The sequence below is a fragment of the Amycolatopsis sp. NPDC039088 genome (genome assembly GCF_055598845.1).
Genome location: NZ_JBVKAE010000007.1, coordinates 1 through 26,510, shown reverse-complemented (window position 1 = coordinate 26,510; position 26,510 = coordinate 1). Strand labels below are relative to the sequence as shown.

26 protein-coding genes are annotated in these 26,510 nt (G+C 67.6%); 14 read left to right on the top strand and 12 right to left on the bottom strand.

What is annotated here, in order from left to right:
* Position 1: 1 nt before the first annotated feature.
* Positions 2-868 (bottom strand): alpha/beta hydrolase family protein, encoded by an 867-nt coding sequence (locus ACZ7KI_RS10930; protein ID WP_470273174.1) that lies wholly within the window; start codon positions 866-868, stop codon positions 2-4.
* Positions 869-1,019: 151 nt separating this feature from the next.
* On the opposite strand from ACZ7KI_RS10930, the gene ACZ7KI_RS10925 reads away from it, so the two are divergent.
* Positions 1,020-2,099: a J domain-containing protein gene (locus ACZ7KI_RS10925; protein WP_470272948.1), complete on the top strand. Its 1,080-nt coding sequence runs from the start codon at positions 1,020-1,022 to the stop codon at positions 2,097-2,099.
* 160 nt (positions 2,100-2,259) lie between these two features.
* Here ACZ7KI_RS10925 and ACZ7KI_RS10920 read toward each other — a convergent pair whose 3' ends face one another.
* Entirely contained in the window at positions 2,260-4,758 is a 2,499-nt protein-coding gene (locus ACZ7KI_RS10920) for a M14 family zinc carboxypeptidase (protein ID WP_470272947.1), read from the bottom strand.
* Between the two features lie 235 nt (positions 4,759-4,993).
* On the opposite strand from ACZ7KI_RS10920, the gene ACZ7KI_RS10915 reads away from it, so the two are divergent.
* Positions 4,994-5,683: a DUF998 domain-containing protein gene (locus ACZ7KI_RS10915; protein ID WP_470272946.1), complete on the top strand. Its 690-nt coding sequence runs from the start codon at positions 4,994-4,996 to the stop codon at positions 5,681-5,683.
* A 143-nt stretch (positions 5,684-5,826) separates the two neighbouring features.
* The gene (locus tag ACZ7KI_RS10910) at positions 5,827-6,456 is read left to right on the top strand and encodes a class I SAM-dependent methyltransferase (RefSeq protein ID WP_470272945.1); all 630 of its coding nucleotides are present in this window, start codon (positions 5,827-5,829) and stop codon (positions 6,454-6,456) included.
* Here the strand turns inward: ACZ7KI_RS10910 and ACZ7KI_RS10905 are convergent.
* Positions 6,453-7,178, bottom strand: a complete 726-nt coding sequence (locus tag ACZ7KI_RS10905) for a dienelactone hydrolase family protein (protein ID WP_470272944.1) — start codon at positions 7,176-7,178, stop codon at positions 6,453-6,455. The two genes, ACZ7KI_RS10910 and ACZ7KI_RS10905, sit on opposite strands and share 4 nt — an antisense overlap.
* Positions 7,179-7,353: 175 nt before the next feature.
* Here ACZ7KI_RS10905 and fabG point away from each other — a divergent pair, with 175 nt between their 5' ends.
* The 7 genes from fabG to ACZ7KI_RS10870 all read left to right on the top strand — a co-directional run bounded on the left by fabG (position 7,354) and on the right by ACZ7KI_RS10870 (position 13,984).
* Positions 7,354-8,115, top strand: a complete 762-nt coding sequence (fabG, locus tag ACZ7KI_RS10900; protein ID WP_465505008.1) for a 3-oxoacyl-ACP reductase FabG — start codon at positions 7,354-7,356, stop codon at positions 8,113-8,115.
* Between the two features lie 3 nt (positions 8,116-8,118).
* A complete protein-coding gene (locus ACZ7KI_RS10895) occupies positions 8,119-8,571 on the top strand; it encodes a MaoC family dehydratase (protein ID WP_470272943.1) in 453 nt (150 codons plus the stop codon).
* 91 nt (positions 8,572-8,662) lie between these two features.
* Positions 8,663-9,685 (top strand): phosphotransferase family protein, encoded by a 1,023-nt coding sequence (locus ACZ7KI_RS10890; RefSeq protein ID WP_470272942.1) that lies wholly within the window; start codon positions 8,663-8,665, stop codon positions 9,683-9,685.
* A gap of 309 nt (positions 9,686-9,994) precedes the next feature.
* Positions 9,995-11,218, top strand: coding sequence for an acyl-CoA dehydrogenase family protein (locus tag ACZ7KI_RS10885; protein WP_470272941.1), 1,224 nt, complete (start codon positions 9,995-9,997; stop codon positions 11,216-11,218).
* Positions 11,215-12,396, top strand: a complete 1,182-nt coding sequence (locus ACZ7KI_RS10880; protein ID WP_470272940.1) for an acyl-CoA dehydrogenase family protein — start codon at positions 11,215-11,217, stop codon at positions 12,394-12,396. The genes ACZ7KI_RS10885 and ACZ7KI_RS10880 overlap by 4 nt, the downstream gene beginning before the upstream one ends.
* Positions 12,393-13,508, top strand: a complete 1,116-nt coding sequence (locus tag ACZ7KI_RS10875) for an acyl-CoA dehydrogenase family protein (RefSeq protein WP_470272939.1) — start codon at positions 12,393-12,395, stop codon at positions 13,506-13,508. The genes ACZ7KI_RS10880 and ACZ7KI_RS10875 overlap by 4 nt, the downstream gene beginning before the upstream one ends.
* A gap of 83 nt (positions 13,509-13,591) precedes the next feature.
* Positions 13,592-13,984: a DUF7715 family protein gene (locus tag ACZ7KI_RS10870; RefSeq protein ID WP_470272938.1), complete on the top strand. Its 393-nt coding sequence runs from the start codon at positions 13,592-13,594 to the stop codon at positions 13,982-13,984.
* A gap of 34 nt (positions 13,985-14,018) precedes the next feature.
* On the opposite strand, the gene ACZ7KI_RS10865 is transcribed toward ACZ7KI_RS10870, so the two are convergent.
* The 3 genes from ACZ7KI_RS10865 to ACZ7KI_RS10855 all read right to left on the bottom strand — a co-directional run bounded on the left by ACZ7KI_RS10865 (position 14,019) and on the right by ACZ7KI_RS10855 (position 17,355).
* Positions 14,019-14,645: a TetR/AcrR family transcriptional regulator gene (locus tag ACZ7KI_RS10865; RefSeq protein WP_470272937.1), complete on the bottom strand. Its 627-nt coding sequence runs from the start codon at positions 14,643-14,645 to the stop codon at positions 14,019-14,021.
* A 69-nt stretch (positions 14,646-14,714) separates the two neighbouring features.
* The gene (locus ACZ7KI_RS10860; protein WP_470272936.1) at positions 14,715-15,695 is read right to left on the bottom strand and encodes a phosphotriesterase family protein; all 981 of its coding nucleotides are present in this window, start codon (positions 15,693-15,695) and stop codon (positions 14,715-14,717) included.
* 4 nt (positions 15,696-15,699) lie between these two features.
* Positions 15,700-17,355 carry an AMP-binding protein gene (locus tag ACZ7KI_RS10855; RefSeq protein WP_470272935.1) on the bottom strand — a complete coding sequence of 552 codons (1,656 nt, stop codon included), beginning with the start codon at positions 17,353-17,355 and terminating at the stop codon, positions 15,700-15,702.
* Positions 17,356-17,489: 134 nt separating this feature from the next.
* Between ACZ7KI_RS10855 and ACZ7KI_RS10850 the strand changes: the two genes are divergently transcribed.
* Positions 17,490-18,290 (top strand): enoyl-CoA hydratase-related protein, encoded by an 801-nt coding sequence (locus ACZ7KI_RS10850; protein ID WP_470272934.1) that lies wholly within the window; start codon positions 17,490-17,492, stop codon positions 18,288-18,290.
* 38 nt (positions 18,291-18,328) lie between these two features.
* On the opposite strand, the gene ACZ7KI_RS10845 is transcribed toward ACZ7KI_RS10850, so the two are convergent.
* On the bottom strand, positions 18,329-18,664 hold the full coding sequence (locus ACZ7KI_RS10845; RefSeq protein WP_470272933.1) for a hypothetical protein: 336 nt from the start codon (positions 18,662-18,664) through the stop codon (positions 18,329-18,331).
* A gap of 101 nt (positions 18,665-18,765) precedes the next feature.
* On the opposite strand from ACZ7KI_RS10845, the gene ACZ7KI_RS10840 reads away from it, so the two are divergent.
* Positions 18,766-19,521 (top strand): metallophosphoesterase family protein, encoded by a 756-nt coding sequence (locus ACZ7KI_RS10840; protein ID WP_470272932.1) that lies wholly within the window; start codon positions 18,766-18,768, stop codon positions 19,519-19,521.
* Positions 19,522-19,542: 21 nt separating this feature from the next.
* Here ACZ7KI_RS10840 and ACZ7KI_RS10835 read toward each other — a convergent pair whose 3' ends face one another.
* Positions 19,543-20,328 (bottom strand): SDR family oxidoreductase, encoded by a 786-nt coding sequence (locus tag ACZ7KI_RS10835; RefSeq protein ID WP_470272931.1) that lies wholly within the window; start codon positions 20,326-20,328, stop codon positions 19,543-19,545.
* The gene (locus ACZ7KI_RS10830; protein WP_470272930.1) at positions 20,325-21,077 is read right to left on the bottom strand and encodes an SDR family oxidoreductase; all 753 of its coding nucleotides are present in this window, start codon (positions 21,075-21,077) and stop codon (positions 20,325-20,327) included. Before ACZ7KI_RS10830 ends, ACZ7KI_RS10835 begins: the two co-directional genes overlap by 4 nt.
* A gap of 123 nt (positions 21,078-21,200) precedes the next feature.
* Here ACZ7KI_RS10830 and ACZ7KI_RS10825 point away from each other — a divergent pair, with 123 nt between their 5' ends.
* Positions 21,201-21,815 (top strand): TetR/AcrR family transcriptional regulator, encoded by a 615-nt coding sequence (locus ACZ7KI_RS10825; protein WP_470272929.1) that lies wholly within the window; start codon positions 21,201-21,203, stop codon positions 21,813-21,815.
* A 1,148-nt stretch (positions 21,816-22,963) separates the two neighbouring features.
* Here the strand turns inward: ACZ7KI_RS10825 and ACZ7KI_RS10820 are convergent.
* Positions 22,964-23,998 (bottom strand): ROK family protein, encoded by a 1,035-nt coding sequence (locus ACZ7KI_RS10820; RefSeq protein WP_470272928.1) that lies wholly within the window; start codon positions 23,996-23,998, stop codon positions 22,964-22,966.
* Between the two features lie 61 nt (positions 23,999-24,059).
* Here ACZ7KI_RS10820 and ACZ7KI_RS10815 point away from each other — a divergent pair, with 61 nt between their 5' ends.
* On the top strand, positions 24,060-25,241 hold the full coding sequence (locus tag ACZ7KI_RS10815) for a hypothetical protein (RefSeq protein ID WP_470272927.1): 1,182 nt from the start codon (positions 24,060-24,062) through the stop codon (positions 25,239-25,241).
* A gap of 220 nt (positions 25,242-25,461) precedes the next feature.
* On the opposite strand, the gene ACZ7KI_RS10810 is transcribed toward ACZ7KI_RS10815, so the two are convergent.
* Together ACZ7KI_RS10810 and ACZ7KI_RS10805 are read right to left on the bottom strand one after the other, a co-directional pair.
* Positions 25,462-25,671 carry a DUF4177 domain-containing protein gene (locus ACZ7KI_RS10810; protein WP_470272926.1) on the bottom strand — a complete coding sequence of 70 codons (210 nt, stop codon included), beginning with the start codon at positions 25,669-25,671 and terminating at the stop codon, positions 25,462-25,464.
* 101 nt (positions 25,672-25,772) lie between these two features.
* Entirely contained in the window at positions 25,773-26,306 is a 534-nt protein-coding gene (locus ACZ7KI_RS10805; RefSeq protein ID WP_470272925.1) for an integrase core domain-containing protein, read from the bottom strand.
* Positions 26,307-26,510: the final 204 nt, after the last annotated feature.

The following is a 26,510-nucleotide window of genomic DNA, read 5'->3' as shown; positions in this document are numbered from 1 at the left end:
GTCAGCCCAGCCGAGGCACCAGCCATTCGGTGACCGCGTCGTCGACCACCTTCGCGATCGGCAGTTGCGGCGCGGGCTCGATCCCGGGCTCGTCGGCCAGCGGATGCGCGAATCCGGGCACCCGGTTCAGGCGGACGTCATCCGGACGGGTGTACTGGCCGCGCAGCGCGGCGACGAGGTCGTCGGCGTCGGTGCGCAGTGACGGGTAGTCCTCCTCGCCGCTGACGAGCAACAGCGGAACCTGCTTGTCCCGCGCCGATATTTCACCCGATCGTGCGACGAAGTCGAGCTGATCCGCCGCCTGATTCGCTTCGTCGTTCCACGAATAAGGCTGTTCCAGCATGCCTTCCACCAGGCCGATCACCGAACGCGCCCGGATCGCGGGGTTGACCAGTGCCGCCGCACGGACCGGAATCTCCCGCGTGGCCAGGATCGTGAGCGCCACGGCGCCACCCAGCGAACCGCCGACGACGGCCATCCGGGTGGTGTCGAAGCCGAAGCGTTCGCGCAGCTGGGCCAGCGCGGCGGGAAACTCCAGGGCGGCCTGCCGGACGAACGGGTCGATGTAGGCGAGCATCGCGTCACGACGGGCCCGTTCGACGACGGCGTCCATGGTGCCGTCGATCATTCTCGCGCCGCACAACGGCATTCCGAGATAGACGCGCCATGCCGGCACTCCCGCCAGCGGCAACGCGGCCGCGAAGGCGGCGTCGGACCGGGGCGCGTCGATCATATGCCAGGCGACGACCACCGGCGCGGGGCCGCTGACCTCGGTCGATGGCGGCAAGGCGGTGAACGGGACCCCCGCGGCCGTGCCGGTAACCGGTTCTCCCACCGCTGTCCTTTCCCGTGCGCTGTCGATCTCCACGATATCCAGGACGCGGCGGAGGTCGACCTCGTTCCGCCACAAGCGAAACAGTATGCCCACGCGGTCACCCCGACGCGCCGCGGAGGTGGTTGCCGTCGACCGGCGGCGGCCGAATAGTGTTGCGGCCCGGCCCTTTGGAGGTGAACCGCCCGTGCCCGATGTCGACTACTACGAGGTGCTCGGCGTGGGCAAGGCCGCCTCGGCCAACGAGATCAAGACCGCGTACCGCCGCCTCGCGAAGTCGCACCACCCGGACACCGGCGGTTCCGCGCTCACGTTCCAGCTGGTCCGCGAGGCCTACGACACGCTCAGCGATCCGATGCGGCGCGCGGGCTACGACGCGGGCGGACGGTCGGTACGCGCACCGATCCGGCCTCGGCCGAGACGTCGCTTCGGCGACGAACCGGGCTACGAGCCCGAGCCGGTCGTGATCGATCCGGAAGACCTCGAATGGTGGGAATTCGCCGCGCAGGACGAACGCGTGCGTCACGGACGGCGGCGCGGCCCCGGGCACACGCCGGTCGTGGCGGCGGTCGGCGGGATGGTGCTGGTCCTGCTTCCGGTGCTGACCGGTGTCGGGTTCTCGGCTCCCACCCTGATCGTCTGGCTGATCCTGACCGCCGGAACGGCCCTGCTGGTGCAACGGCTCGCGCGCGGCTATCTCGCCGCTTCCCGCGCCAGGAACCGGTTCGCCGCCGAATTCGGCGGGAAACGCGTGTTCGGCACCCCCGGCACCGAGGCCGACGAACTCGCCGAGCGGCTCACCGCCGACCTGCTCGAACGCTATTTGACCCGGCTGCCGGGCGCGCGCGTCTTCCACGGCCTCTCGTGGCCGGACTCGGTCTTCGCCGACATCGATCACGCGGTGTTGTGCGGCAAGCGGCTCGTGCTCATCGAATCGAAGCTGTGGCTGCCCGGGCACTACGAAACCGGCGACGACGGCCGGCTGCTGCGCAACGGCCGCGCCTTCCGCGGCGGCGGCAGCAGGCTGACCGAAAGTGTCGCCGAATACCGGCGGATCCTGCCGGGGGTCGCGTTGCGCGGGGCGATGATCGTGTACCCGAGCCGGACCGGCGAGGTCACCACGGAGCACGACGTCCACTCCCCCGCGCCGCCGATGACGCCGGAGCAGTTCCTGCACGAGATCGGCGGCTGGCTGGCGGCGGAGCCGTCCACTGTGGACTCGGCGACGATGCGGACCGTGCGGGACCGCGTCGTGGGCACCGGCTAGCGATAGCCCGCGTTTCGTCCTCAAAATGCGGTAGTGCGCGATGCCAACTACCGCATTTTGAGGACGAAACGCGTTGCACGTGCAGCGCGCGAAGGCCCCCTTCTCTCAGCTGGTCACTCAAAAACAGGGCCGAGGGAAGGGGGCCTTCACCTACTGAGTACTACCGGGCCGAGCGCTCCTTGTTGGCGCGCGCGGAACGGGTGCAGACCTCACCGACGTCGACCGTCTGGCCGCGGTCGATGTAGACGTCCGCCAGCCCGACGAGCTTGCCCTTCGGCGACGTACAGGTCAGCTGGTACGCCTCCTTGGGGCCGTAGGTCGGCGGGATCGGCGACTGGAACGAGACTCCGCCGGTCCAGTCGTCCACAGTGGACGGACTGGCCTGTGCGTAGTTGACCAGCACGGCCGTGTAGTCCCCGGCGGGCGGGTCGTACAGGATCGCGTGCTCTTCCGTGGTCGAACCGTTCGCCGACGACGAGACCATGTTGCCCGCCGCGTCGAAGACGTACAGGTCCCAGTCGCTGTCCTGGCTGGCCCACTTGACGTCGACACTGAACTTCCCGTTGTCCACCTTCGGCAGCCCGTCGACGTGGAATTTGAAGCTCTCCGACGTCGGGTCGGTCGGGTAGTTCGTGTTGATCGCCGGGACCCCGGCCGGGTTGGTCACCGCGATGTTCGCCTGCGCCGGTCCCTGCGGCTCGCGGCCGTAGCGGCCCGCGACGTAGGGCCGGGTCGACGGGTTGACCGACCACGCGAACCGGCCACCGGTCGAGGCCAGCGACGAGTTCAGGTCGTCGGTCACGTAGATCGGCGGCTTCGTCGAGCCGTCCGGCTGCACCACCGGCGAGGTCGGCGTCTGGAAGGTCTTGTGCAGCTTCAGCTGGTAGCCCTTCGGCGCGGTACCGATCAGCGTCGAATGCGCCGCCGGGTCCGCGGTGTTGGCCAGCATGTCCACGAAGGCCTGCCGGTTGCCGCCCTTGCCGGCGCCCGCCGCGGGGGCGACACCGGTGTACTCGGCGACGACACCTTCGGAGAACGGCGGGTGGAACTCGTTGGGACCGACCTCGAACGTGAAGCCCCAGCCACCGGTGGCCCAGTACGACCAGTCCTCGGTCGAACCGGTCGTGTCGTAGAGCGCCCACGACGGCTGGCTGGTGTATCCGTTGCGCGAGGCCATCTTGTCACCGAGCGCCTTGTACGCCGGCTCGTCGAGCGGCGGGCGGACGGCGGCGACACCCGGGACACGCAGCACCAGGTTGGAGTAGGTGTGCAGCGTGATCAGGTTGGTCACCTGGCGGTTGGACACGATCGAGCGGATGTTCTGCGTCTCGGGCTCGGAGAACGGGCCGGAGCCGCGGAAGGTGTCGCTGCGCCACAGGGTGGAGGCGCCGGCGCCGCCCCAGAAGCCCGCGTAGTTGCGGTTCGGGTCGGTGCCGCGTTCACGGCCGCCGGGGTTGGCCTTGCAGACGCCGGTCGCGAACTCCTTGGGCGAGTCGTTGACGTTGCAGTTCTTGCGCTTCATCTCGTAGTCGAAGCGCGAGAAGTCGCCCTTGGGCTCGGCTTCACGGGAGATTTCGAAGCCGTCGGCGTTGACGATCGGCACGATGATGTTGCGGGTCCTGCCGACCAGGCCACGGATTTCGGCGTTGCCGCCGGTGTAGCCCTTGATCAGTTCGTGCGCCCATTCCATGGCGTGTTCACCGGCGGGCCACTCCCTGGCGTGGTGGACGCCCATGGTGAAGTTGACGGGCTTGCCGTCGGCGATGTTCTTGACGTCGGGCGCGATTTCGAGGCCGACGACGTCGCGGCCTTCCCAGGTCGGCTGCGGCAGGGTGAACGCCGTGACCAGCTTGGGGTTCTTGCGGGCCAGTTCCTTGACTTCGAACTGGTAGTCGTAGAGGTGCCGGTAGCTCGTACGCCCGGACGGCAGGGTCGACGCCTGCGTCTTCGCGTCGTACTCGCTGTCGGCCTTGGCGTTCCGGATCGACTTCGCGGAAAGATCGCCTTCGATCACCTTCGACTTGAAGCCGCTGCTCGCCAGCGTCTTACGGTCGGTGTCGTTGGCGAGGACGACCTCGACACCGGTGGCGTCGGCCTTCTCGGTGACGTCCAGGCCGAGCCGGAGGAGCTTGTCCTTGTCCTGCTTGGCCGGGGTCTCGACCCGGACCAGTTCGGCGCGCTGCGGCGCGGACGCGGCACCGGTCGGGGTTCCCTGCGGTGTGAGCGCGAGGAAATCGACGCCCAGCAGCGCGTCGCGCGTCTGCCCGTCGTACCGGCAGGTCTGCACGACCAGCTTCTGGTCCTTCTTCACGAAGCCTTCGGCGAGCTCGTGACTGCGCAACGCGGCGGACGCCGCGACCACGGCGCCGGTGGCTTTGTCGAAGACCGCGAGATCCCAGTCGCCCTCACCGGCGCCACGCGGCGCGATCCGCGCCTGCAGCAGACCGTCTACTGTGGACGTGAACTCCCGGCGATCGGTGCCGGACGTGCCCGGCTTCTGCAACGCGGCGAAACAGGAACGCGGCACGGCCCGGTCGGCGCGCACCACGTTGTCCGCGGCCCCCGCCGTCGTGGCCGACGGAAGTGCCACGAAAGCGCCGGCGAGCACCAGTGTCGCCGCCGTCCATCCCGCTCTTCGCCGGTTTGGTGAATACCCCACAGACTGACCTCCTTGGACAGTCCGGTGACCGGGTGAGGTCACCGGTAGCGAGACCCTAGACCCGAGACCCCACTCGAGGGACCCGCCACAAGTCGCCTACACCCCTTTCGGCCCAATGATCTCACCGACCGTGCCGGAACGATCACCACCGACCACGCCGTGGAATGAGACATTCCTGTCGATCCCGACAGGTTGGCCTAAGAAAACCCTCAGGTTCGGTGGTTACCTTTCAACCATGACGACGTCCCAGGTCACCGCCAGGTCACCGCTGGCCCTGCTGGCCGCCGTGGTCTCGGTCGCCGGCGGAGCGCTGCTGATCCTGCTGCTGCAGGTACTCCCAGCCACCAGCGACATCAGCCCGGTCCGCCGCACCATCAGCGAATACGCGCTGAGTGAGAACAAGTGGATCTTCGACGTCGCCGTCCTGCTGGTCGCGTTCGGCTCGGCGATCGGCTTCGGCGCGCTGATCCATCGCAGGCATGTTCCCGCGCTGTCCGCGGCGTCGATCTTCTGCGCGCTCTGGACGGTGAGCCTCGTGGTGATCGTGGCGTTCCCCAAGAACAACTGGGCGATCGGGCCGAGCACCGGCGGGACGGTGCACCGCATCGCGAGCGTCGTCGCCTTCATCGCGCTGCCGCTGGCCGTGTGGTTCGCCGCGAAGGCCGTCTTTCCCGGTTCTCCCACCCGCCGGGCGGTGACGCGGGTGCTCGCGGTGGCCGCGCTGGCCTGGTTCGGGGTGATCATCGGGGCGATCGTGGTCTCGATGAACGGCGGCAGGCCGTGGTGGCAGGCGATCCCGCTGGGTCTTGTCGAACGCGCGATGGCGCTGACCGGGCTGATCGCGCTGGCGTCGCTGCTCATCCCGGCCCGGATGGCCGCCGAGCCGGTCACCGAGGAGGCCGAAGCCTTGCAGGTCGCGTCCTGACCGCCGAGCATCTCGCCCGCCTCGCCCGAGGCTGGGACGAAGCCGCCGACGGCTACGAGGCCTACTACGTCCCCCGGTTCGCGCCGTGGGTCGATGCCGCGGTCCGCGCCCTCCCCGAGGCACTCCCGGACGGACCGGTTCTCGTGCCCTGCTGCGGGACTTTTCCGGAACTCGACGTACTCACCGAGCACCTTCCCGGCCGCGAGATCGTCGGCATCGACCTGTCGGCGGGTATGGCCGCCAGAGCCCGGAGGCGCGCTGCGGACAACCCGCTCGTGCGCGTCGTCGAGAACGATGCCTCGGCACTGGAGCCGGTCTCCGCCGCCGCGGTCGTGTCGGTCTTCGGCCTGCAGCAACTGCCCGCACCCGACCTCGCGCTCCGCTCCTGGACGAGGGCGCTGCGGCCGGGTGGGGTGCTCTCGGTCGTCTACTGGCCGCACAGCACCGAACCGGGCGGGCCGTTCACCGTATTGTCCGAAGTCCTCCGAGCCCACGTCCCGGCCGGTGACCGCTCTTGGGAAGAACGGCTCTTACCCGCACTGGAGGGCACCGTCGTGGAGCGGGACGAGACGCTGTCGTTCCCGATGACACACCCCGACGCGGACACCTTCTTCACCGCGCACACCCTGTCCGGCCCGATGCGTCCCTTGGTGAACGCGCGCGGCGAAGAGTTCATCGCGACGCTGCGCGAGGAGTTCCGGCACCGTGCACCGGAAGGGGAATGGCGGCACCGGCCCCCTGCCCGGCATCTCGTCGCGCGGGCGCCGGGCTAGCCGGTCACAGGCACGCATTCGTCGAGCAGGCCGACGATGTCGCGCCACGCTCGCCGCGCGTGCACCGGATGGTGGCCGACGCCGGGGAGCACGGTCTGCTCGACCGGCGGATGGTGGAAGGCGTGCAAAGCGCCGCCGTAGACGACGAGGCGCCAATCGACCCCGGCCTCCTGCATCTCGGCGGTGAACGCCTCCCGTTGCGACTGCGGCATGATCGGGTCTTCCGATCCGACGCCGGCCCACACCGGGCAGCGGATCCGCGCCGCCTCGCCGGGACGGCCCGTCGTCACCGCGTTGATCGTCCCGATCGCGCGCAGGTCGACGCCGTCGCGGCCGAGTTCCAGCGCGATCGCGCCGCCGGTGCCGTAGCCGATGGCGGCGATCCGCTCGGGGTCGGTCCGCGGTTCGGCGCGCACCACGTCGAGGGCCGCGTGGCCGATCTCCCGCATCCGGCCGGGGTCGGCGAGCAGCGGCATCACGTACGCCAGCATCTCCTCGGGGTCGGTGAACCACCGTCCGCCGTTGATGTCGAAGGCCAGCGCCACATACCCCAGTTCGGCCAGCGCGTCGGCGCGCCGTCGCTGAAAATCGTTCAGCCCCGTCCCCTCGGGGCCGATCAGGACGGCGGGCCGCCGTCCGTCACCCGCCGGGAGCGCGAGATGCCCGACCATCGTCACGCCGTCGGCCGGGTATTCGACCGTGCGCGTCGTAACCGTCGTCATGAAATCGGACTGTAGCGATCGTCGAGGCCGGTAAGGCCGGTGTTCACCGCGGGCGGAACACCGGTGCGGTGAGGTGACTCCAGTCACACACACAAAGTCCCCGGGTGTCTCTACAAACCAACTGCTTAGTACGGCAGACTCGGCGTCACTTCCACTCAACGACGAGGAGTCACCCGTGACCGAACACCCCTCCCGCGTAGCGATCGTCACCGGTGCCGGCCGTGGCATCGGCGCCGCCGTGGCCAAGCGGCTCGCCGCCGACGGATTCGCCGTCGGCCTGCTGGACCTCGACGAGGCAGGCGTCAAGCAGGGAGCCGAAGCCATCGTCGCCGAGGGCGGCAAGGCCGTCGGCGTCGCGCTGGACGTCAACGACGCCGCTCAGGTCGAGGCCGCGGTGACCCGGGTGGCCGAGGAACTCGGCGCGCCGACGGTGCTGATCAACAACGCCGGCATCACCCGCGACAACCTGCTGTTCAAGATGACCGAGCAGGACTGGGACTCGGTACTGGGCGTGCACCTGAAGGGCTCGTTCCTGATGACGCGCGAGGTGCAGAAGTACCAGACGCAGGAGAAGTGGGGCCGCATCGTCAACCTGTCCAGCACCTCGGCGCTGGGCAACCGCGGGCAGGTCAACTACTCCGCGGCCAAGGCGGGCATGCAGGGCTTCACCAAGACCCTCGCGATCGAACTGGGCAAGTTCAACGTCACCGCGAACGCCATCGCCCCCGGCTTCATCGCCACCGACATGACCGCGGCGACCGCCGAGCGGATCGGCATGTCGTTCGAGGACTTCAAGGCCGCGGCCGCGTCGCAGATCCCGGTCCAGCGCGTCGGCACCCCCGAAGACATCGCCAACCTCGCGTCGTTCCTGGTGAGCGACGGTGCCGGGTTCATCTCCGGCCAGGTCATCTACGTCGCCGGCGGACCGAAGGACTGAGCCATGCGCGAATTCGCCTCCCTGCAGGACTTCGAGAACGCCGTCGGCGAGCACTTCGGGTACAGCGAATGGATGACGCTCACCCAGGAGCGGGTCAACCTGTTCGCCGACGCCACCGACGACCACCAGTGGATCCACGTCGACGTCGAGAAGGCCGCCGAAGGCCCGTTCGGGGCGCCGATCGCCCACGGTTTCCTGACGCTGTCGCTCATTTCGGGCTTCGTCGGGAAGATCTACCGGGTCAACGGGCTCAAGATGGGCATCAACTACGGCCTCAACAAGGTCCGCTTCCCCCAGCCGGTCAAGGTGGGCTCGAAGATCCGCGCGGGCGCCGAACTGGTCGAGGTCACCGACGTCCCCGGTGGCAAACAGGCCGTGGTCCGGTGGACGATCGAGATCGACGGCGAGGCCAAACCGGCCTGCGTCGCCGAAATGGTCGTCCGGCTCATCGCCTGACCAGGTGACCTCCGGCACCTCGCCGGGCCACCACTATCCGACATACCGACTGGTCGGTACTGTAACCGGAAAGCGAGACGCTGGAGGCGCGATGAACCAGACCGACCTGCCGGGCCTCGACCTGGCCAGGCTCAAGGCCCACCTGGACGAGCAGCGGCCGGGCCTTGTCCAGGGCGACCTGAGCGGCCAGGTCGTGGAAGGGGGCCGGTCCAACCTCACCTACATCGTGGGCGACGGCCGGTCACGCTGGGTGGTCCGCCGTCCGCCGCTCGGCCACGTCCTGCCGACAGCGCACGACATGGGCCGCGAGTTCCGGGTGATCTCCGGACTGCGCGACACGGCGGTCCCGGTACCCGCGACCGTGCTGCTGTGCGAGGACACCGAGGTCATCGGTTCGCGGTTCTACGTGATGGAGTTCGTCGAGGGCACGCCCTTCCGTACGGACACCGAACTGGCCGCACTGGGCCCTGCCAGGACGAGGGCGATCGCGGACGAGCTGGTCGACACGCTGGTCGAGCTGCACGCGGTCGATCCGGAGTCGGTGGGGCTGGGCGATTTCGGCCGTCCGGAAGGCTTCCTCGAACGTCAGTTGCGGCGGTGGAAGAAGCAACTCGACGGCAACCGCAGCCGCGATCTCCCCGGCGTCGACGAGCTCCACGAGCGCCTCGCCTCGTCGGTCCCCGAATCGGGGCGGCCGTCGATCGTCCACGGCGACTACCGGCTGGACAACGTGCTGGTGAACGCCGACGACCGGATCACCGCGGTGCTGGACTGGGAGATGTCCACGCTCGGCGACCCGCTGACCGACCTCGCGCTGCTGGTGGCCTACGCCGAACGCGACAAGGTTTCGCTGCAGTTCGTGTCCAACGCCAGTTCGGCGCCGGGCTATCCGAGCAACGACGAGGTCGTCGCGCGGTACGCCGAGCGTTCGGGCCGGGATGTCTCACGGCTCAACTGGTACGTGGGCTTCGCGTTCTTCAAACTCGCGGTGATCTTGGAGGGCATCCACCTTCGCTACAGCAAGGGACAGACGGTCGGCGCCGGATTCGACGGCATCGGCGCGGGCGTCGTCCCGTTGATCGCGCACGGCAATGAGACTCTCAAGGACGGATGACGGGACATGCGATGACTTCCTGTCGCAGACGAGAGAAGCCCTTGGATGCCGTGGCCTGGCTACGCATTCGCGGCGTACCGGCGACCGGTCCCGTCGGTGGACGGTGTCTTTCACTGTGTGGATTTTGATGCGTTAGATGACACAAAATCCACACAGTGCCGCACGTGGACACAGGGACACTCAACGTCTCTATTTCCACACACCCCCTTCGCCCGGCGCCACGTTTGCCTTACCCCTCAATAGCCCTACTCACCACTCACGACCAGCCGCACCACCCTCACCAGGTCGAACTCGCACGGAAGAGGAAAAATGGACTTCGCCTTCGACGCGAAAACCGAGGAACTGCGGGGAAAACTCCTCGAGTTCATGGATTCGCACATCTACCCGGCCGAAGCCGTCTTCGAGCGGCAGCTGGCCGAGCGCGACAGCGAGTGGAGCCAGCCGCCGATCGTCGAAGAACTGAAGGCCGAGGCCCGCAAACGCGGGCTGTGGAACTTCTTCCTCCCCGGTGACCACGGCGCGGGTCTCACGAACCTGCAGTACGCGCCGCTGGCGGAGATCACCGGCCGCAGCCTCCGGCTCGCCCCGACCGCGCTCAACTGCGCGGCGCCGGACACCGGCAACATGGAAGTCCTCACCATGTTCGGCTCCGAGCAGCAGCAGAAACATTGGCTCCAGCCCTTGCTGGAGGGCGAGATCCGGTCCGCCTTCGCGATGACCGAGCCCGACGTCGCCTCCTCCGACGCGCGCAACATCGCCACCAGCATCCGCCGTGACGGCGACGAATACGTCATCAACGGCCGCAAGTGGTACATCTCCGGCGCGATGAACCCGAACTGCAAGATCTTCATCGTGATGGGCAAGACCGATCCGGACGCGCCCGCGCACAAGCAGCAGAGCATGATCCTGGTCCCCCGCGACACTCCCGGCATGACCGTGAAACGCGGCATGCACGTGTTCGGCTACACCGACGGCGACCACGGCGGGCACGCCGAGGTGATCTTCGAGGACGTCCGTGTGCCCGCGGAAAACCTCATCGCCGGTGAGGGCGACGGGTTCGCCATCGCGCAGGCCCGCCTCGGCCCCGGCCGCATCCACCACTGCATGCGCGCCATCGGGATGGCCGAACGCGCGCTGGAACTGATGTGCCGCCGGGCGCTTTCCCGCGAGACCTTCGGCAAGCCGATCGCGGAACAGGGCGTGGTGCAGGACTGGATCGCCGAGGCGCGGGTCAAGATCGAGCAGCAACGGCTGCTGGTGCTCAAGACCGCGTGGCTGATGGACACCGTCGGAAACCAGGGCGCGCACACCGAGATCCAGTCGATCAAGATCTCCACGCCGATCACCGTCGAGTGGATCCTCGACAAGGCCGTGCAGGTGCACGGCGCGGGCGGGGTCAGCCAGGACTTCCCGGTCGCCGAGATGTGGGCGCAGGTACGGACGCTGCGCCTGGCCGACGGCCCGGACGAGGTGCACAAGCGTTCGCTCGCGCACCGTGAACTGAAGAAGTACCGCGTGGAGGCGAAGAAGTGACCACCGCAGAAGACCTCAACCGGCGCGTGGCCGATCTGCTGGCCGCGTATCCGCCGGAAAGCACGCCACGCCAGGACTTCCTGGACGCGCGGTTCGACGCCGGGCTGGCGTGGATCCACTTCCCCGAAGGACTCGGCGGGCTCGGCGCACCGCGTTCTCTCCAGTCCGTTGTGGACAAAGAGCTAGCCGCGGCGGGCGCGCCGGACAACGACAAACGGCGGATCGGCATCGGCCTCGGCATGGCCGCGCCGACCATTCTCGCCTTCGGCACCCCGGAGCAGCACCAGCGCTTCCTGCGTCCACTGTGGACCGAACGGGAGGTGTGGTGCCAGCTGTTCAGCGAGCCGGGCGCCGGATCCGATCTCGCCGCGCTGGGCACCCGCGCGGTGCGCGACGGCGACGACTGGGTGGTCACCGGGCAGAAGGTCTGGACGTCGGGCGCGCACAAGTCGCAGTGGGCCATCCTGGTCACCCGCACCGATCCCGACGTGCCGAAGCACCGGGGCATGACGTACTTCCTGTGCGACATGACCGCGCCGGGAGTGGAGGTCCGGCCGCTGCGCCAGATCACCGGTGAGGCCGAGTTCAACGAGGTCTTCCTCAGCGAGGTCCGCATTCCCGACGCGCACCGGCTCGGCGCGGTCGGCGAGGGCTGGAAGGTCGCGCAGACCACGCTGATGAACGAACGCGTCGCCATCGGCGGGACCGAGTTCCCGCGTGACGGCGGCATGGTCGGCGTCATCGCGGAAGTCTGGCGCGAGCGCCCGGAACTGCGGACTTCGGAACTGCACGATCGCCTGCTGAAACTGTGGGTGGAGGGCGAGAGCCTGCGGCTGGTGAGTTCGCGGCTGCGGCAGCAACTGGCCGCCGGCGCGCCGGGGCCGGAGGGTTCGGCGGTCAAGGTCGCGTTCTCCGAGCTGAACCAGGCCGCTTCCGGGCTGGAGATCGAACTGCTCGGCGAGGAAGGCCTGCGCTACGACGACTGGACGATGCGGCGGCCCGACGGCGTGAACTTCCTCGGCCGCGAAGCCGGCTACCGCTATCTGCGCGCGAAGGGGAACTCCATCGAGGGCGGCACCTCGGAGGTCCTGCGCAACATCATCGCCGAACGCGTGCTGGGACTGCCGTCCGAGCCGCGGATCGACAAGGACGTCGCCTGGAAGGACCTGCCCCGATGAGCGACCTGCTGTACTCCGAGGTCGAAGAGGACCTTCGCGCGAGCGTCCGCGACCTGTTCAAAGACCGCGCGGAACCGGCGTCGCTCATCGCCAGGACCGAAACGGCGGAACCGTACGACCTGAAGCTGTGGCGCACCCTCGCCGCCGACCTCGGCGCGGCGGGCCTCGCCGTCCCCGAGGCGCTGGGCGGGCACGGCGCTTCGGCACGTGAAGTCGCCGTCGTGATGGAGGAACTCGGGCGCAGCGTCGCCCCCGTCCCCTATCTCGGCAGTGCCGTGCTGGCGACGTCGGCCTTGCTGGCGACCGACACGGCGCAGGCGGAAGTGGTGGAGAAACTCGGGAAACTGGCCGCGGGCACGCTCATCGGCGCGCTGGCCGTACCGCTGTCGACCGCACCCGGCGCCGACTTCCCCTCGACGGTCACCGCGGCCGCGGACGGCACGCTCAGCGGCCGGGTCCGCAGTGTCGCCGACGCCTCGGTGGCCGAACTGATCGTCGTCCCGGCGGTGGGCCCCGACGGACCCGGGCTCTACACGGTCGACGCCGCTTCGCCGGGGGTGACGGTCACCGAGGCGATCTCTCTCGACCTGACCCGGCGCATCGCCGACGTCACGCTGGAGAACGTGGCCGCGAAGCGGGTCGCCGACTCTTCAACCGCACCGTCCGCTCTGGACACCGCACTGGTGACCGCGGCGGGCCTGCTCGCTTCGGAACAACTCGGGATCGCCGAATGGGCGCTGACCGAAACGGTGCGCTATCTCAAGGAGCGCTACCAGTTCGGCCGTCCGGTCGGATCGTTCCAGTCGCTGAAGCACCGGCTGGCGAATCTGTACACGGATCTGGTCAACGCCAGGGCGACCGCCCGCTACGCCGCCGATTGCCTGGCCTCCGGCGACGACATCGCGATCGCCGTCGCCGTGGCGCAGGCGCGCAACTCCCCCATCGCCGTCCACGCCGCCGAAGAAGCGATCCAGCTGCACGGCGGGATCGGCATGACCTGGGAGCATCCCGCGCACCTGTATCTCAAGCGCGCGAAGAGCGACGAGATCGCTTTGGGCACTCCTGGGCGGCATCGCGCGGCCCTCGCACCACTGATCGACCTGCCCGCCTGATCCTCCCGGCGGGGCCCGCCCCGGAAAGTGTCGGACCCCGCCGGTAAAACCTGTTCGAACATCAGAGCGAACAGGGAGTCATCATGAAACTGCTCGTGGCCACCTCGAAGACCCAGGGTGCGCGGGAGAACGACTTCAACGACTGCGTCGAGGGCGAACTGATCTGGATCGCCCCGTGCTGCGACGAAGGCGACACCTCGCCGGATTCCGCCTGCGGCTGCGGCCGGTCGTTCTGCGGACTGAACTCGCACGAAGGGACGACGACGGCGCTCGTCGCCGAACTGCCCGGCTTCACCTATTCCGACTATGCCGAAGCGATGCGGTCGAGTCTGGCCGCCCAGGGCTGGCCACCGGAAGCCGCCGACGAAGTGGCGAGAGGCCTGGTGGCCTTCACCTCCGGATGGGAGGTGGGAACGGTGCTCGAACGCCGCTGCGACTGGTTCGCCGAACGTCTCGTACCCGCGCCACCAGGCTGAGCATCCAGCGGTCCGCTGCTCGTCGGGAGCGCCGCTATTCGGGGCGCAGCGCGGCCAGCAGCAGATCCGCGTAGTGGTCACCGATCTGGCGGGCCGAGAGCGCGCCACCGCGCCGGTACCAGGAGCCGAGATGGTGCACTGAGCCGAAGAAGAAGTCGACGATCACGTCGGCCGGTTTGTCGGCACGGAACTCGCCGGACTCCTGGCCTTCCTCGATCAGCGTGCGGAACCGTTCGTGGTACTTGCGGCGTTCCGCGCGGACGGCCTTCTGCTTCTCCACGCTGAGCTGGTGCATGGACTGCATGAAGATCGTGTTGTCGTCGAGGTTGTCGATCGTGCTGACGACGACGTCGGAGGCGGCCGAACGCAGCCGCTCCCGCAGTGGCGCCTCGCTCGAGGCCACCTTTTCCAGTTGCTCGGTCTGCGCGCGCAGCACCCGGGCGTAGATCTCGTAAAGGAGGTCGTCCTTGGAGCCGAAGTAGTGGTACATCGCGCCCTTGGTGACCCCGGCCGCCTCGACGATCTCCTGCACGGAGGTGCGGTCGAAACCCTTCTTGGCGAAGAGTTTCGTGGCGTGCGACAGCAGCCGTCGCGGTACGGCGGCCTGGTCGTCGCCGCTCGACTCGGCCGTCCCGGCCCTGCGGGTGCTCGCTCGTGTCATGGCCGGCTCCTTTTCGTGCGGACGGCTCAGCATACCGGCCGGTTTGTCGAGGTCCGGGGAACGGGACCCCTACGCGCCGGTGCGTTCGAAGAACCGGCGGGGGTTGTCGACCAGCATCGTCGTTATGTCGGTTTCGGAGACGCCACGCTCGCGCAAGGCGGGCAGGACGTCCTGGGTGATGTGGAGGAAATGCCAGTTGGGTGCCAAGGCGGCCATCCGGTCACGGTCGAACCAGTCGATGAAACAGGAGGCGTCATGGGATAGCACCATGCTTTCCGCGTAGCCGCGCTCGCACATCGCCGCGACCGTGCCGACGCGTTCTTCGAACGACAGCAAGGGGTCCAGTCCGAACCGGTCCATCCCGAGCAGCGAGCCCTTGTCGGCGATTTCGGTCAGGTAGGCGAGGTCGGTGCTGTCCCCGCTGTGCCCGATGAGCACCCGGCTCAGGTCGACGCCTTCGGCCTCGAAGATCGCTTGCTGTTCGAGGCCACGCCGGGTCGGCGCGTGCGTATGGGTCATGATCGGCGTTCCGGTCTCCCGGTGCGTCCTCGCGACCGCGCGCAGCACCCGTTCGACGCCCGGGGTGACCCCCGGCTCGTCGGTCGCGCATTTCAACAGGGCCGCCTTCACCCCGGTGCCGGCGATCCCGTCGATGATGTCGCCGGTGAACAGGCCGACCAACGGGTCTTCGCCGTCGTCGAAGATGAGGCCGGGCCCGCGATGGTGCAGGTAGTGCGGAACGTCGTTGTAGGTGTACAGGCCGGTCGCGACGATGATCCGGAGCTCGGTTTCCGCCGCGACCCGCTGCACGCGCGGAAGGTAGCGGCCGAGCCCGATCACGGTCGGGTCGACGATCGTGTCGATCCCGGCGGCCTTCAGCTCGTTCAGCCGCCGGATCGCGTCGGCGACGTGTTCGTCTTCGCGGAAGCCGTCGTGTTCGGGGTGGTTCGCCATGAACTCCGGGCTGAGGACGAACAGGTGTTCGTGCATGAGGACGCGGCCGAGTCCGGTGCTGTCGACGGGTCCGCGGACGGTTTCGACGAGGCTCATCGGCTCAGCCCTTGGCCCGGAGTTCGCGGCGGAGGATCTTGCCGCTCACCGTTTTCGGCAGTTCGTCCAGCACCTCGACCACCCTCGGGTACTTGTACGCGGCGAGGCGTTCCTTGCAGTACGCGACGAGGTCCTGCGGATCGGGTGTGCTGCCCGGTGCCGGGCTGATGTAGGCCTTCACGGTCTCGCCGCGATAGTCGTCCGGGACACCGACGACGGCCGCTTCGCGCACCGCAGGATGCGTGTACAGGACGTCCTCGACCTCGCGAGGCCACACCTTGAAGCCGGAGGCGTTGATCATGTCCTTCTTGCGGTCGACGACGTAGACCCAGCCACGCGGGTCCATGAAGCCGATGTCGCCGGTCAGGAGCCTTCCGCCGGGAAGGGCGGCTTCGGTCGCCTCGGGCCGGTTCCAGTAGCCGGGGACCACCATCGGTCCTTCGACGGCGATCTCGCCCGCCTTCCCCAGTGGCAGTTCTTCGCCGTCCTCACCGAGGATGCGCACGAGGGTGCCGGGTACGGGCAGGCCGATCGAGATCGTCCCCGACTCCTCGTCGATGGGTGCCTCCAGGCTGCCCGGCACGACGATGCAGCCCGCCGAGGTCTCGGTGAGGCCGTAACCGTTGTGGATGTAGTGCCCGAACCGCTCGCGGAACACGTCGACGACGGCGGGCGGCAGCGCGGCTCCGCCGGAGTACAGCAGTTGGAACGACTCGAAATGCTCGCGACCGACGTCGGGCTGCGCCATCAGCGCCATGTACGCCGTCGACGGGCCGACCGTGTACACGGGCTTGTGCTCCAGGAAGGCATCGAGCACGACGCCGGGTTCGAACCGGTAGGCGAGTGCGAGCGTGCCGCCGATGTCGATGGCGGAGGCGATTTCGCAGACCATGCCGGTGATGTGGAACAGCGGCGCCAGCCCGAACAGGGTGGCGCCTTCACCGAGACCGCTGAAAGTGCTGAGGACGGCCGCGTTCGCCCCCAGGTTGCCGTGGGTGTTCATCGCACCCTTCGGCGTCCCGCTGGTGCCCGAGGTGTAGCTGATCAGCGCGACGTCGTCCAGACCGAGGGCGGGGTCCGGTGGCGGATCCCCCGCGGCGGCCCGCGCCACCTTGAGCAGATCCGCGGCGCCGGGAGTCGGCTCCCGCACGGTCCCGCCGAACACGCGCGCGTCGTCGCGGGTCTGCAGATCGAGTTCACTGGTGGTCAGCGCGATCTTCACGCCGCTGGCGGGAACGAGCGCGGCGACCCGGCGGTTCCACCCGCTCTGCGAGCACACGACCGCGCGCACCCCGGCGTCGTCGAAGACGTGCTGGAGTTCCCGCTCGCGGTACATCGGGTTCACCGGGACGACGATCCCGCCCGCCTTCCAGGCACCGAGCAGGGCCAGCACGAACTGCGGGATGTTCTGCAGGATCAGGGCGAGCCGGTCACCGGGGGCGAATCCGGAAGCGATCAGATGCCGCGCGATACCGTCGGAAAGCTCGCCGACCTCGCGATAGCTCATCCTGCCGTCGAAGTAGGCGATCGCGGTGGCGTGCGGCGAACGCTGGACCGCGCGCCGGAAGGACGCCGGGACGGTGGTCGCCTCCGGTGTCGCCGCGGCTTTCATCCGGTCGTCGTAAGCGGCCAGCCACGGTTTCGCATCGTAGGGGCTCATGCAGGCGTCCTCCTTGACAATCCCCACACCGACCAGTCGGTACGACCGACCGTAAGAGCGGACCCCGTACGCGTCAAGGGCTCGACGAAGACCTAAGCATCCGCTTAGTATGGCTACGAGGCAAGGAGGCCGACGTGACTCAGTCCAATTTGGACACTGTCCGGTTCGCCGTCGACGGCGCCGTCGCCACGATCACCTTCGACAAACCCGAACGCGGCAACGCGATGGATCAGCGCATGCAAGTCCGCTACGGGGAACTGCTGGGCGAGGCGACGGCCGACCCGGCGGTGCGCGCCGTCGTCGTCACCGGCAGCGGGCGTTCGTTCTGCCCCGGCGCGGATCTGGGCCTGCTGGCCGACATCTCGGCCAGCACCGCGGCCCCACCGGAACACGAAGGCTTCCGGAACGTCCTGGCCGCCGCCTATGCCGACGTGCCCGTGGTCGCGGCGATCAACGGCGGCTGCGCCGGACTCGGTTTCGTGATCGCCTGCGCCGCCGACGTCCGGTTCGCCGCCGCGGGCGCGAAGTTCACCACCGCGTTCGCACGACGCGGCCTCATCGCCGAGTACGGCGTCGCGAAACTCCTGCCGGAACTCGTCGGCCGGGGCCGGGCGCTCGACCTGCTGCTGTCCGGCCGCACCTTCACCGCCGAAGAAGCGCACGACTACGGCCTGGTCCAGGAAGTCGTGCCGCCGGAAGAACTCTCGGCACGCGCGCACGCGTACGCCGCGGAACTGGCCACCTACAGCGCGCCTCGCTCGATGGCGCTGATCAAACGACAGGTCACGCGAGAAGCCGGGCTGTCCCTGGAAGAATCCGCGCGCGAAGCCACCGCCTTGATGCACGCCTCGTTCACTTTCCCCGAACTACCCGAAGGTCTGGCGAGCTGGAACGAACGCCGCCCGCCGAATTTCCCGCCCTACCAAGGGGATTAGGTCGCCCCGGGCTACCCGCCCGGGGCGCACCCTCCTGATCAGACCGTTTCGCGCGTGGTCGCCGAGGCCTTCTCGGCGGCCAGTGTGGTGCAGGTGCGCACCCACAGCTCCCAGCCCGCCAGCGCCTGGTTGCAGTTCCAGCCGGTCCAGCGCCTCGCCTGCGCACCCTCGTTGCCCGCGCGGTTGCAGGCGGTTTTGCTGCTCCAGCCCTCACTCTGCTTGCGATACGGCGTGCAGGACGCCGCGGCGACGTCACCCGACGCCCCGGCCGCGCACGGCTCCGCGGTGCTCGCCATCGCCGACCCCGCGGTGAGCACCGATCCCGCGACGGTCGCGGCGAGAACGGCCCCACGGAACACGAAGCGTTTGCTCATTGAGTTTTCCTTACCGCGAGCAAGACCCCACGCACACAGTGGCCTATCCCCCGGCGAAGATCAACCTTGTGCGCCGTCGCGCCCCTTGACAAGCTGTGGCCATGGCCGGAATCGCAGTACTGTCCGACATCCACGGCGTGTTGCCCGCACTCGACGCCGTGCTGGCGGAACCCGACGTCGCCGGAGCCGATCGCCTCGTGCTCACCGGTGACATCGCCGCGGGTCCACAACCGGGGCAGGTCCTCGACCGGCTGACCGCGCTGGGCGACCGCGTCGTCTGGGTGCGCGGCAACGCGGACCGCGAGCTCGTCTCCCTCGCCCGCGGCGGCGAGGGGAAGATCCCGGATCCCATCGCGCCGTGGGCGGCTTCGCGGCTTCGGCCGGACCAGGTGGAGCTGCTGGCCGCGCTCCCCTATCCGGTGACACTTCCGGTGGAGGGTTTCGGGAACGTCGTGTTCTGCCACGGCACTCCCCGCGACGACGACGAGGTCGTCCTCGTCGACACCGCGATGGACCGCTGGGCGGACGTGCTCGCCGACCTTCCGGCCGACGTGACGACCGTCGTGTGCGGGCATACGCATATGCCTTTCACCCGGCTGGCGCACGGACGGCTCGTGGTGAACCCCGGCAGTGTCGGGATGCCTTACGGTCGCCCCGGTGCGCATTGGGCGTTGCTCGCCGACGGCGCGGTGACCTTGCGCCGCACGGATTTCGACATCGAACGCGCGCGGGCCGCGATCCGGGAGACTTCGTCGTACCCGGACGTGGACGAATGGACCGACTACTTCCTCAACGCGCGGGCGACCGACGCGGAGGCATTGGCGACGTTCGGTCCGAGGGACGGCCGCCTTCGGTGAAGGCGGCCGTGGCCCCGAAAATCACTCGCCGAAAGCCTGCTCCACTTTGCGCTGCAGTTTGTTCATCCCGCCGAGCCAGCGGTCGGTCTGCGTGGCCCGCGCGGCGTAGTAGTCCGCGACCTCGGGATGCGGCAGCACCAGGAAGCGCTTTTCGGCGATGGCCTCGAACAACGCGTCGGCGACCTGCTCCGGCTGGATCGCCGCCGCGCCCATGAGCAGTTCACCCGCGGGTCCGCTGTTCTCCAGCATCGCCGTCCGCACACCCTGCGGGCAGATCGCCTGCACGGTCAGCCCGCGGTGCCGGTAGGTCGCCGAAAGCCATTCGGCGAAGGCGAGCGCACCGTGTTTCGTCACCGAGTACGACGCCGAACCGAGGCTGGTCAGCAATCCCGCCGCCGACACCGTCGAGATGAAGTGCCCGCGGCCGCGCTCGAGCCACGGCGGCAGCAACAGCCGCGCCGCGCGGACGTGCGCCATCACATTCACGTCCCAGATCCGCGCCCAGTCCTCCTCGGGGGCGTCCACGCCGCCCATCGGCGCGATACCGGCGTTGGCACAGAAAACGTCGATCTCGCCGAGGGTTTCGCGCGCGGTCTCGATCAGCGACGCGACACCCGCCTCGCTCGCGGCGTCACCGGCGACGGCGGTTCCGCCGATCTCCTTGGCGACCTCGGCCGCGGCGTCCCCGTTCAGGTCGCCGACGACGACCCGGGCGCCTTCAGCGGCGAACCGGCGGGCGAGGACGGCGCCGATGCCGCCGCCTCCGCCGGTGACGACGACACCGGCTCCGCTGAGCGACGCGGTCACAGGCCACCCGCCAGCGTCACTCCGCCGTCGAGGACGACGGTCTGCCCGGTGATCCAGCCCGCCTCTTCCGACAGCAGGAACGAGACCGCGCTGGCGATGTCCGCCGGGACGCCGAGCCGCTTCATCGGGTACGACGCGGAAACCTCTTCCTCGCGGCCTTCGTACAGCGCGGTCGCGAACTTCGTCTTCACCACGGCCGGCGCGACGGCGTTCACGCGGATCTTCGGGCCCAGTTCGAAGCCGAGTTCCTTGGTGAGGCGGATCAGCGCCGCCTTGCTGACGCCGTACATGCCGATCCCGGGCGACGCGCCGAGCCCGGCGACGGAGGCGACGTTCACCACCGCACCGCCGTGCTCCCCCATCCACGCGTCCCGCGCCCGGCGGGTCCACGAAAGCGGCGCCAGCACGTTGACGGCGAAGATCTTGGCGGCGGCTTCGGGGTCGATGTCGAGCGTGGGCCCGTACACCGGGTTGATGCCGGTGTTGTTGACCAGCATGTCCAGTCGGCCGAAGGCTTCGATGGTCTTGGCGACGGCCTCGTCCTGGTGCGCGGTGTCGTCGGCCTTGCCGGGGACGGCGATGGCCACCCCCGGGCCGCCCAGTTCGTTGACCGCTTCGGCCAGCGGTTCCGGCTTGCGCGCGGTGATGCACACCTTCGCACCGCGCTCGACCAGGTCCTTGGCGATTCCGAGACCGATACCCCGGCTCGCGCCGGTGACGATCGCGACGCGGTCCTTGAACGAGTTCACTCTTCGATCTCCTCTGTGTTCACTGGCGAGCGCCAGCGCTAAGCGAGCGCTCACTTACAATGGAAACGTCCGGCGCCGGTGTCAAGCCCACCATCCGGTGCGAGCCTCTGAGAGGATCTGCGGATGACCATGTCGCTGTCGGCCGAACTGTGGCCCGACGTCCAGCCGGAGACGGCACGACGGCTGATGCTGGCCGGGGTCGAATCCTTCGCCCGGCGCGGCTATCACGCGACCACCACCCGCGACATCGCCTCGGCGGCGGGCATGAGCCCCGCGGCGCTGTACGTGCACTTCCCGTCCAAGGCCGCGCTGTTGTTCGCGATCTCCAAATACGGCCACGAGCAGACGCTCTCCTTGGTCGAGAGCGTCGTGGCGCGCGAGACCGACCCGGTCGAGCGGATCCGGCTGCTGGTCGAGGACTTCGTTGCCTGGCACGCTCGACGGCACACCGTGGCGCGCGTCGTGCAGTACGAACTCCACGCGCTCCCGGACGAGGAGTTCGAGGTGGTCGCGAAACTGCGCCGCCGCATCGAGCAGGTCGTGCGCGAGGTCATCACCGAAGGCGCGGATGCGGGCGTGTTCACCGTCGGTGATCCACACACCGCCGCGCGGGCCGTGCTCTCGCTCGGCGTGGACGTCGCCCGCTGGTACACCGAGCGCGCCCGCCAGACGCCGAAGCAGCTGGGCCGGGAGTACAGCGAACTGGCGCTTCGCATGCTCGGCACGAAACTCTCCTGACCGGTACTGATCGACCTCCGTCGGCGATACCGCCACCAGCGTGACATACCAACCGGTCGGTATCGAGATTTAACCGATGAGACGTTGACCACATACTAAGCGGTTGTTAACTTGCCCGGACCTGCATCGCCGCAGCAGCGCCGAGGGAAGGGCATCCAGATGGCCGACAGTGCACCGCACGCCCCTGATACCGCCCCCGAACCGACGATCACCGTGTCCCAGCGGAGGCGGGCCGCCACCGCCGCGGCACTCGCCTCCTCCGTCGAGTGGTACGACTACTGTTTCGGCAAGGCTGCGACCAGGGCACCCTCTCGTCGTACCCTTGCTGACCTGCTCAAACAGGCTCATCGCTACTCATCGCAACTCGACCGGTTTTGACCTGCGACGGCCTGACGACGGCCTGAGACTTCGTCGCAAACCCGACTGAAATCGGTAAGGCCGGCGGCTCCGGTCCCACGCTGTTCCAACTCATCGACAGACTCCGCAACCGCCAGTCACCACTACGTCAAGTGACCATCCGCCAGCCTCAGACTGATGGTTCGACAACTCGGCGCCTTGCCGAACACGCCTCTCGCCCCGGCGCTCACCGGCGATCGGAGCACCGACATTCAACGTTGCATTGCAGGCCATCTGCGAGTCTTCGAACCGGCATCCCCACTGCGTTCATGCGGGACATCCAGACACGGGTCAGTACGGTGGCGATCCCGACAATCTTGTCGATCAGTGAGTGGTATTTGGCGTCGCAGTCTCGGATGAGGAACCTGATCCGCGCGAGGCTGCCGGGTGTCCTTAGATCCATGAGCAGATTGCGAACGACCTGTCTCACCCACGCGTAGGTCGAGCGCACTGTGGTGCAGAGAACGTGCCCCTCCCGCTGACCTGGCGGATCGCGGCGAGGATGAATTGCCACACTCCGGTCAGGGTGACAGTCTCGATGAAGTCCATCACCAAAGGCCTGGCTCAGGTATGACGTCTTTCAGTCAAACTACGGCAGCTCAGCCCATCGCGCGCAGGGCTTGGCTGTTAAGCGCCAGGGCTCGCGCGGTAGCAGCATATTCGTTTCGGCGCCGCGCCCCTGGTAGTTGACGATGAACCGGACACGCCTATCGACCTTGTCGTCGGGCCGTGCAAGTCAAACCGGCTCGGCTTTAGGCCGCGGTTGATGTTTCGCCATTTGCCTTCTTAGCGTGGTGACCCCGGGGCATGGAGCGGCAGCTGTCGAGTCCGCGGAGGTGCTCTATGAAGGCATCGATCAGGCAGATGGCGGCGGCACGAGCTCCAGTGATCAAGACGTCGTCGAAGGGCTCGATCGTGAGTTCCGCGTCTGCGGCTCCCGTCGAGAACACGGCGCCGATCTCTCGCTCTACGGCTTTGAGATAAGCGCTCACCGCCCTCTCTCCGGCGGATTCGATCAGGACGGGAGGCAGCTTGAGGATCAACTGCCTTGGGTTGACGATCGATATGGTGTGAGCGAGCCCTCGGCCAAGACTCGTCCCGGCCCTGGCGAAGACGAGGTACTCGTGCGTGAAATTTCCCGCCTTATCTTTGATGGGAGCCGCGGCTGCGGTCGCCAGGTTCACGACACCTAGTTCCTCGCGGATGCGAGAGGGCGTGGCATAAACCTCGACATGACCGCGTTGCCCGCACCAGCAGGGCGCTGAGAATCCGCGCTCGCTTTCGGATTCAGTTCCGCCCGCGGGTTGGTCGGCCGAGACGTCGACGCGCAAGTGACCTAATTCCATGGCCATACCGTGCCCGCCCCTGCGTACGCGGCCGTCCATGACGAGTCCTCCACCGACGCCTTCGTCGAAGACCGCTGCGACCACCATGTCGATTCCCTGGTAGTGGCGCTGATGAGTAGCCATGACCGCGAGAGCATTGACATCGTTCTCGACGACGACCGGCGCCTGAAGAAGACCTTCCAACATTGCCGCGAGGGGGGTCGTTCCGGTCTGGCGGCTGTAGTCGGAGAGGACGACCTGGCCGTCGAAAACATGTCCCCCGATCTCGACTCCGGCGCCCAGTAGCGTGGTGGGCGACTGCCCGGCACGCGCCCGGTCATCGTCATGCTCCGCTTTGATAACGAGGATGTCGCGCGCCATGAGCTGAGCGATCTGAGGCCAGACGTCGTCGGTCGACGAGGAAGGCGACGGAAGGAGAACCGGTTCCCGGCTTTTCAGCACGCGAGAACTCGCCACCGAGTGCGGCAATTGCTTCCTCGTCACCCCGTACGGCATCAAGACCGTGTCGGGTGAGCCGTTCGATTTCGATCAGTTCCACCGTCAGGTGACGGAGGCCGTCGTCGCCGCCTGCGGAATGACGATCCACCGAGCCGACTCCATCTACGGACCCGCAGGCGTTCTCGACGCCGTCTGGCGCGGCATCCAGAAGGCGGAGGTTGTCATCGTCGACTTCACCGGCCGCTCGCCGAACGTGGCGATCGAGTTCGCCTGGGCGATGCTGCTCGGCAAGCGGCTCATTATCCTGATCCAGGACGAGAGCGACATCCCCACCGATGTGCGGGGGCTCTATCGCTACATCGCCTACTCGGAGAATTTCGCCGCTGTGGACCGCATGAAGGAGGAGCTCACAAAGCAGCTCGGCGCGATCCGCGAGGAAGCGGCGGCGGAAAAGATGCTTTCGCCCATGGATGTCGTCGGCGGCATTGAAGATGCCCCCGGCCAGGTCATCGCCGTGGATCCTGAGTTCGTCACAGTCAAGACCGACGGAGGTCGCCATGGCATCCTCGGCAATGCCGACGTCCAGTGGGAGCGAATCATCAAGGACATGACCCGCCGGTTCAACATCGGGGACCGCCTCGATGACGGCGCGTTCGTGACCGACAGGAAGGGTACCCGGTACAGCCTGATCGCCCGGAAGGCCAACCCCTGGCGCGAACTCGTCTCCGACCACCCTCCCGGCTCCAGTCTCACCAGTGAGGTGCGGAACGTCGTCGAAGGTTCCGGGGCGTTCATTGCTGTCGGCCATGGAATCAACGGACGCGTCCGCAAGGCCGGTCTCGTCGGCCACCAAGGCCTCGCCCGCGGGGACAGGGTCACGGTGACGGTAGACAAAATCGATCCCGAGCGCCGGCAGATCGACTTGCGGCTCGACGGCGTAATCGACCACCCGCTGGCCGCGGTCCCCGTCGACCTACCCGCGCTCGGCACCCACGGATGGGGCGAAATCTGCGCGGTCAAACCGGGGTACGTCCTACTCAAAATCGCCGGACGGGAGCGGCTCGCGATGATGCTCAGCAAGGACATGAGTAAGGAACTGCGCCGCGACTTCGACATCCTCGATCTTAAGATCGGCGAGGACGTCTACGTCGAAGTAGCTCGAGTCGATTCCCTCAACGACAAGGTGTACCTCAGGGACACGCTCGCCCCAGAAGAGCCGGGGCTGGCCGCATCCGCGGCGGCGTAAAGAACAGTCGAGGTGGTGGGGTGACTGTCAGCCCCCACCACCTCTTTCCTGCTATGCGTCCGTTCTCCCAGACATAGGCGCCGCTGATGCGCAGGCGCAGAAGCCAAGCGTCTGGTCTTGCGAACAAGACCAGACCGCACTTGGTCCATCAATGCTCGACCCTATCACCCGGGGACTCCACTCCGTGCTAGCGCACCGAGCAAGCCATCTATCCGGCTGACTAACCCTGAATGCGACGCTTGAAGATCAGGACGGGCCACTGAGTAGGGCTATGGCCTTTTCCGTAGATAATAGTGTCGGAGACAAGTTCCCAACCCTCGCTCCCGAGTGCATTTAAGCCTGCAAGCCACTCCTGCACCTGATTGTCCGTGTCCTTCCAGTAACTGATCACAGAGTCAACGATCGTGTACTCCCAGCGGTCACTAGTCATGCGCAAATAGTAGTCCCTGCGAGGCCCAGTTCGTGGCGCACACTTCGCCTGGGCTCAGCCCGCATCCAACTCACATCGATCAGTGATTGACAAAAGCCAAATCATGACCGGTAGGTGTCGAGAACTGTGCCACCCCATGCGAACTGCTGATCTTTGTAGATCAGTCCGCCGAGTCGATCACACCGACGACACCTTCCGATGCCGGTCGCGTGGCCGGGTATCATGACTCGATCGGGCGGTCGTTGGTCCAACGACCGATGGGACCGGTAATGGTTGAAGTGATCGACATACTCAGCGAGCACCTGACCCAGATGACGCAAGTTGATGATGAGCATTCGATCCAGATACTCGCGACGCGCGCTGTTCACCCAGCGCTCGACGATCGTGTTCGCACGAGGAGCGCGAACGGGCCTGCGCAGGATCTCGATGCCGACGGACGCGAACCTCGCATCTAACGCGGCAGTGAACTTCGCGTCGCGGTCACGGATCAGAAACCGCAAGCCATCCACCCGGTCGCCGAGCTCCGCCAGCAAGTTCCGTGCCCACTGCACCAGCCATTCCACAGTCGGATGAGCGGTCGTCCCAACGATGCAGACGCTGCGACGATCGTGTTCTACGACAAACAACACATACATGCCGATGCAGCAACACCGTGTCCGCGTGAAAGAAGTTATCGCCACGATGCCTTGGCCTGCTTAGAGCTTGTCTCATGTGGTGAGTTTGTGGAGTTTCTTGTAGCAGGTGTGGGCGTGACCCGTTTTGACGGACATCCAAGATCAGGAGGCTGTGTGCCTCCGGAAGGATGTCCCTCATCATGGAGACTATGGGCAAGAAGAAGT

Bases quoted from the DNA above. Each gene is read 5' to 3' on its own strand.
- ACZ7KI_RS10915 (WP_470272946.1), top strand. From the start codon at position 4,994: ATGACGACGTCCCAGGTCACCGCCAGGTCACCGCTGGCCCTGCTGGCC.
- ACZ7KI_RS10905 (WP_470272944.1), bottom strand. From the start codon at position 7,178: ATGACGACGGTTACGACGCGCACGGTCGAATACCCGGCCGACGGCGTG.
- ACZ7KI_RS10895 (WP_470272943.1), top strand. From the start codon at position 8,119: ATGCGCGAATTCGCCTCCCTGCAGGACTTCGAGAACGCCGTCGGCGAG.
- ACZ7KI_RS10890 (WP_470272942.1), top strand. From the start codon at position 8,663: ATGAACCAGACCGACCTGCCGGGCCTCGACCTGGCCAGGCTCAAGGCC.
- ACZ7KI_RS10885 (WP_470272941.1), top strand. From the start codon at position 9,995: ATGGACTTCGCCTTCGACGCGAAAACCGAGGAACTGCGGGGAAAACTC.
- ACZ7KI_RS10875 (WP_470272939.1), top strand. From the start codon at position 12,393: ATGAGCGACCTGCTGTACTCCGAGGTCGAAGAGGACCTTCGCGCGAGC.
- ACZ7KI_RS10870 (WP_470272938.1), top strand. From the start codon at position 13,592: ATGAAACTGCTCGTGGCCACCTCGAAGACCCAGGGTGCGCGGGAGAAC.
- ACZ7KI_RS10865 (WP_470272937.1), bottom strand. From the start codon at position 14,645: ATGACACGAGCGAGCACCCGCAGGGCCGGGACGGCCGAGTCGAGCGGC.
- ACZ7KI_RS10860 (WP_470272936.1), bottom strand. From the start codon at position 15,695: ATGAGCCTCGTCGAAACCGTCCGCGGACCCGTCGACAGCACCGGACTC.
- ACZ7KI_RS10855 (WP_470272935.1), bottom strand. From the start codon at position 17,355: ATGAGCCCCTACGATGCGAAACCGTGGCTGGCCGCTTACGACGACCGG.
- ACZ7KI_RS10845 (WP_470272933.1), bottom strand. From the start codon at position 18,664: ATGAGCAAACGCTTCGTGTTCCGTGGGGCCGTTCTCGCCGCGACCGTC.
- ACZ7KI_RS10840 (WP_470272932.1), top strand. From the start codon at position 18,766: ATGGCCGGAATCGCAGTACTGTCCGACATCCACGGCGTGTTGCCCGCA.
- ACZ7KI_RS10825 (WP_470272929.1), top strand. From the start codon at position 21,201: ATGACCATGTCGCTGTCGGCCGAACTGTGGCCCGACGTCCAGCCGGAG.
- ACZ7KI_RS10810 (WP_470272926.1), bottom strand. From the start codon at position 25,671: ATGACTAGTGACCGCTGGGAGTACACGATCGTTGACTCTGTGATCAGT.
- ACZ7KI_RS10805 (WP_470272925.1), bottom strand. From the start codon at position 26,306: ATGTATGTGTTGTTTGTCGTAGAACACGATCGTCGCAGCGTCTGCATC.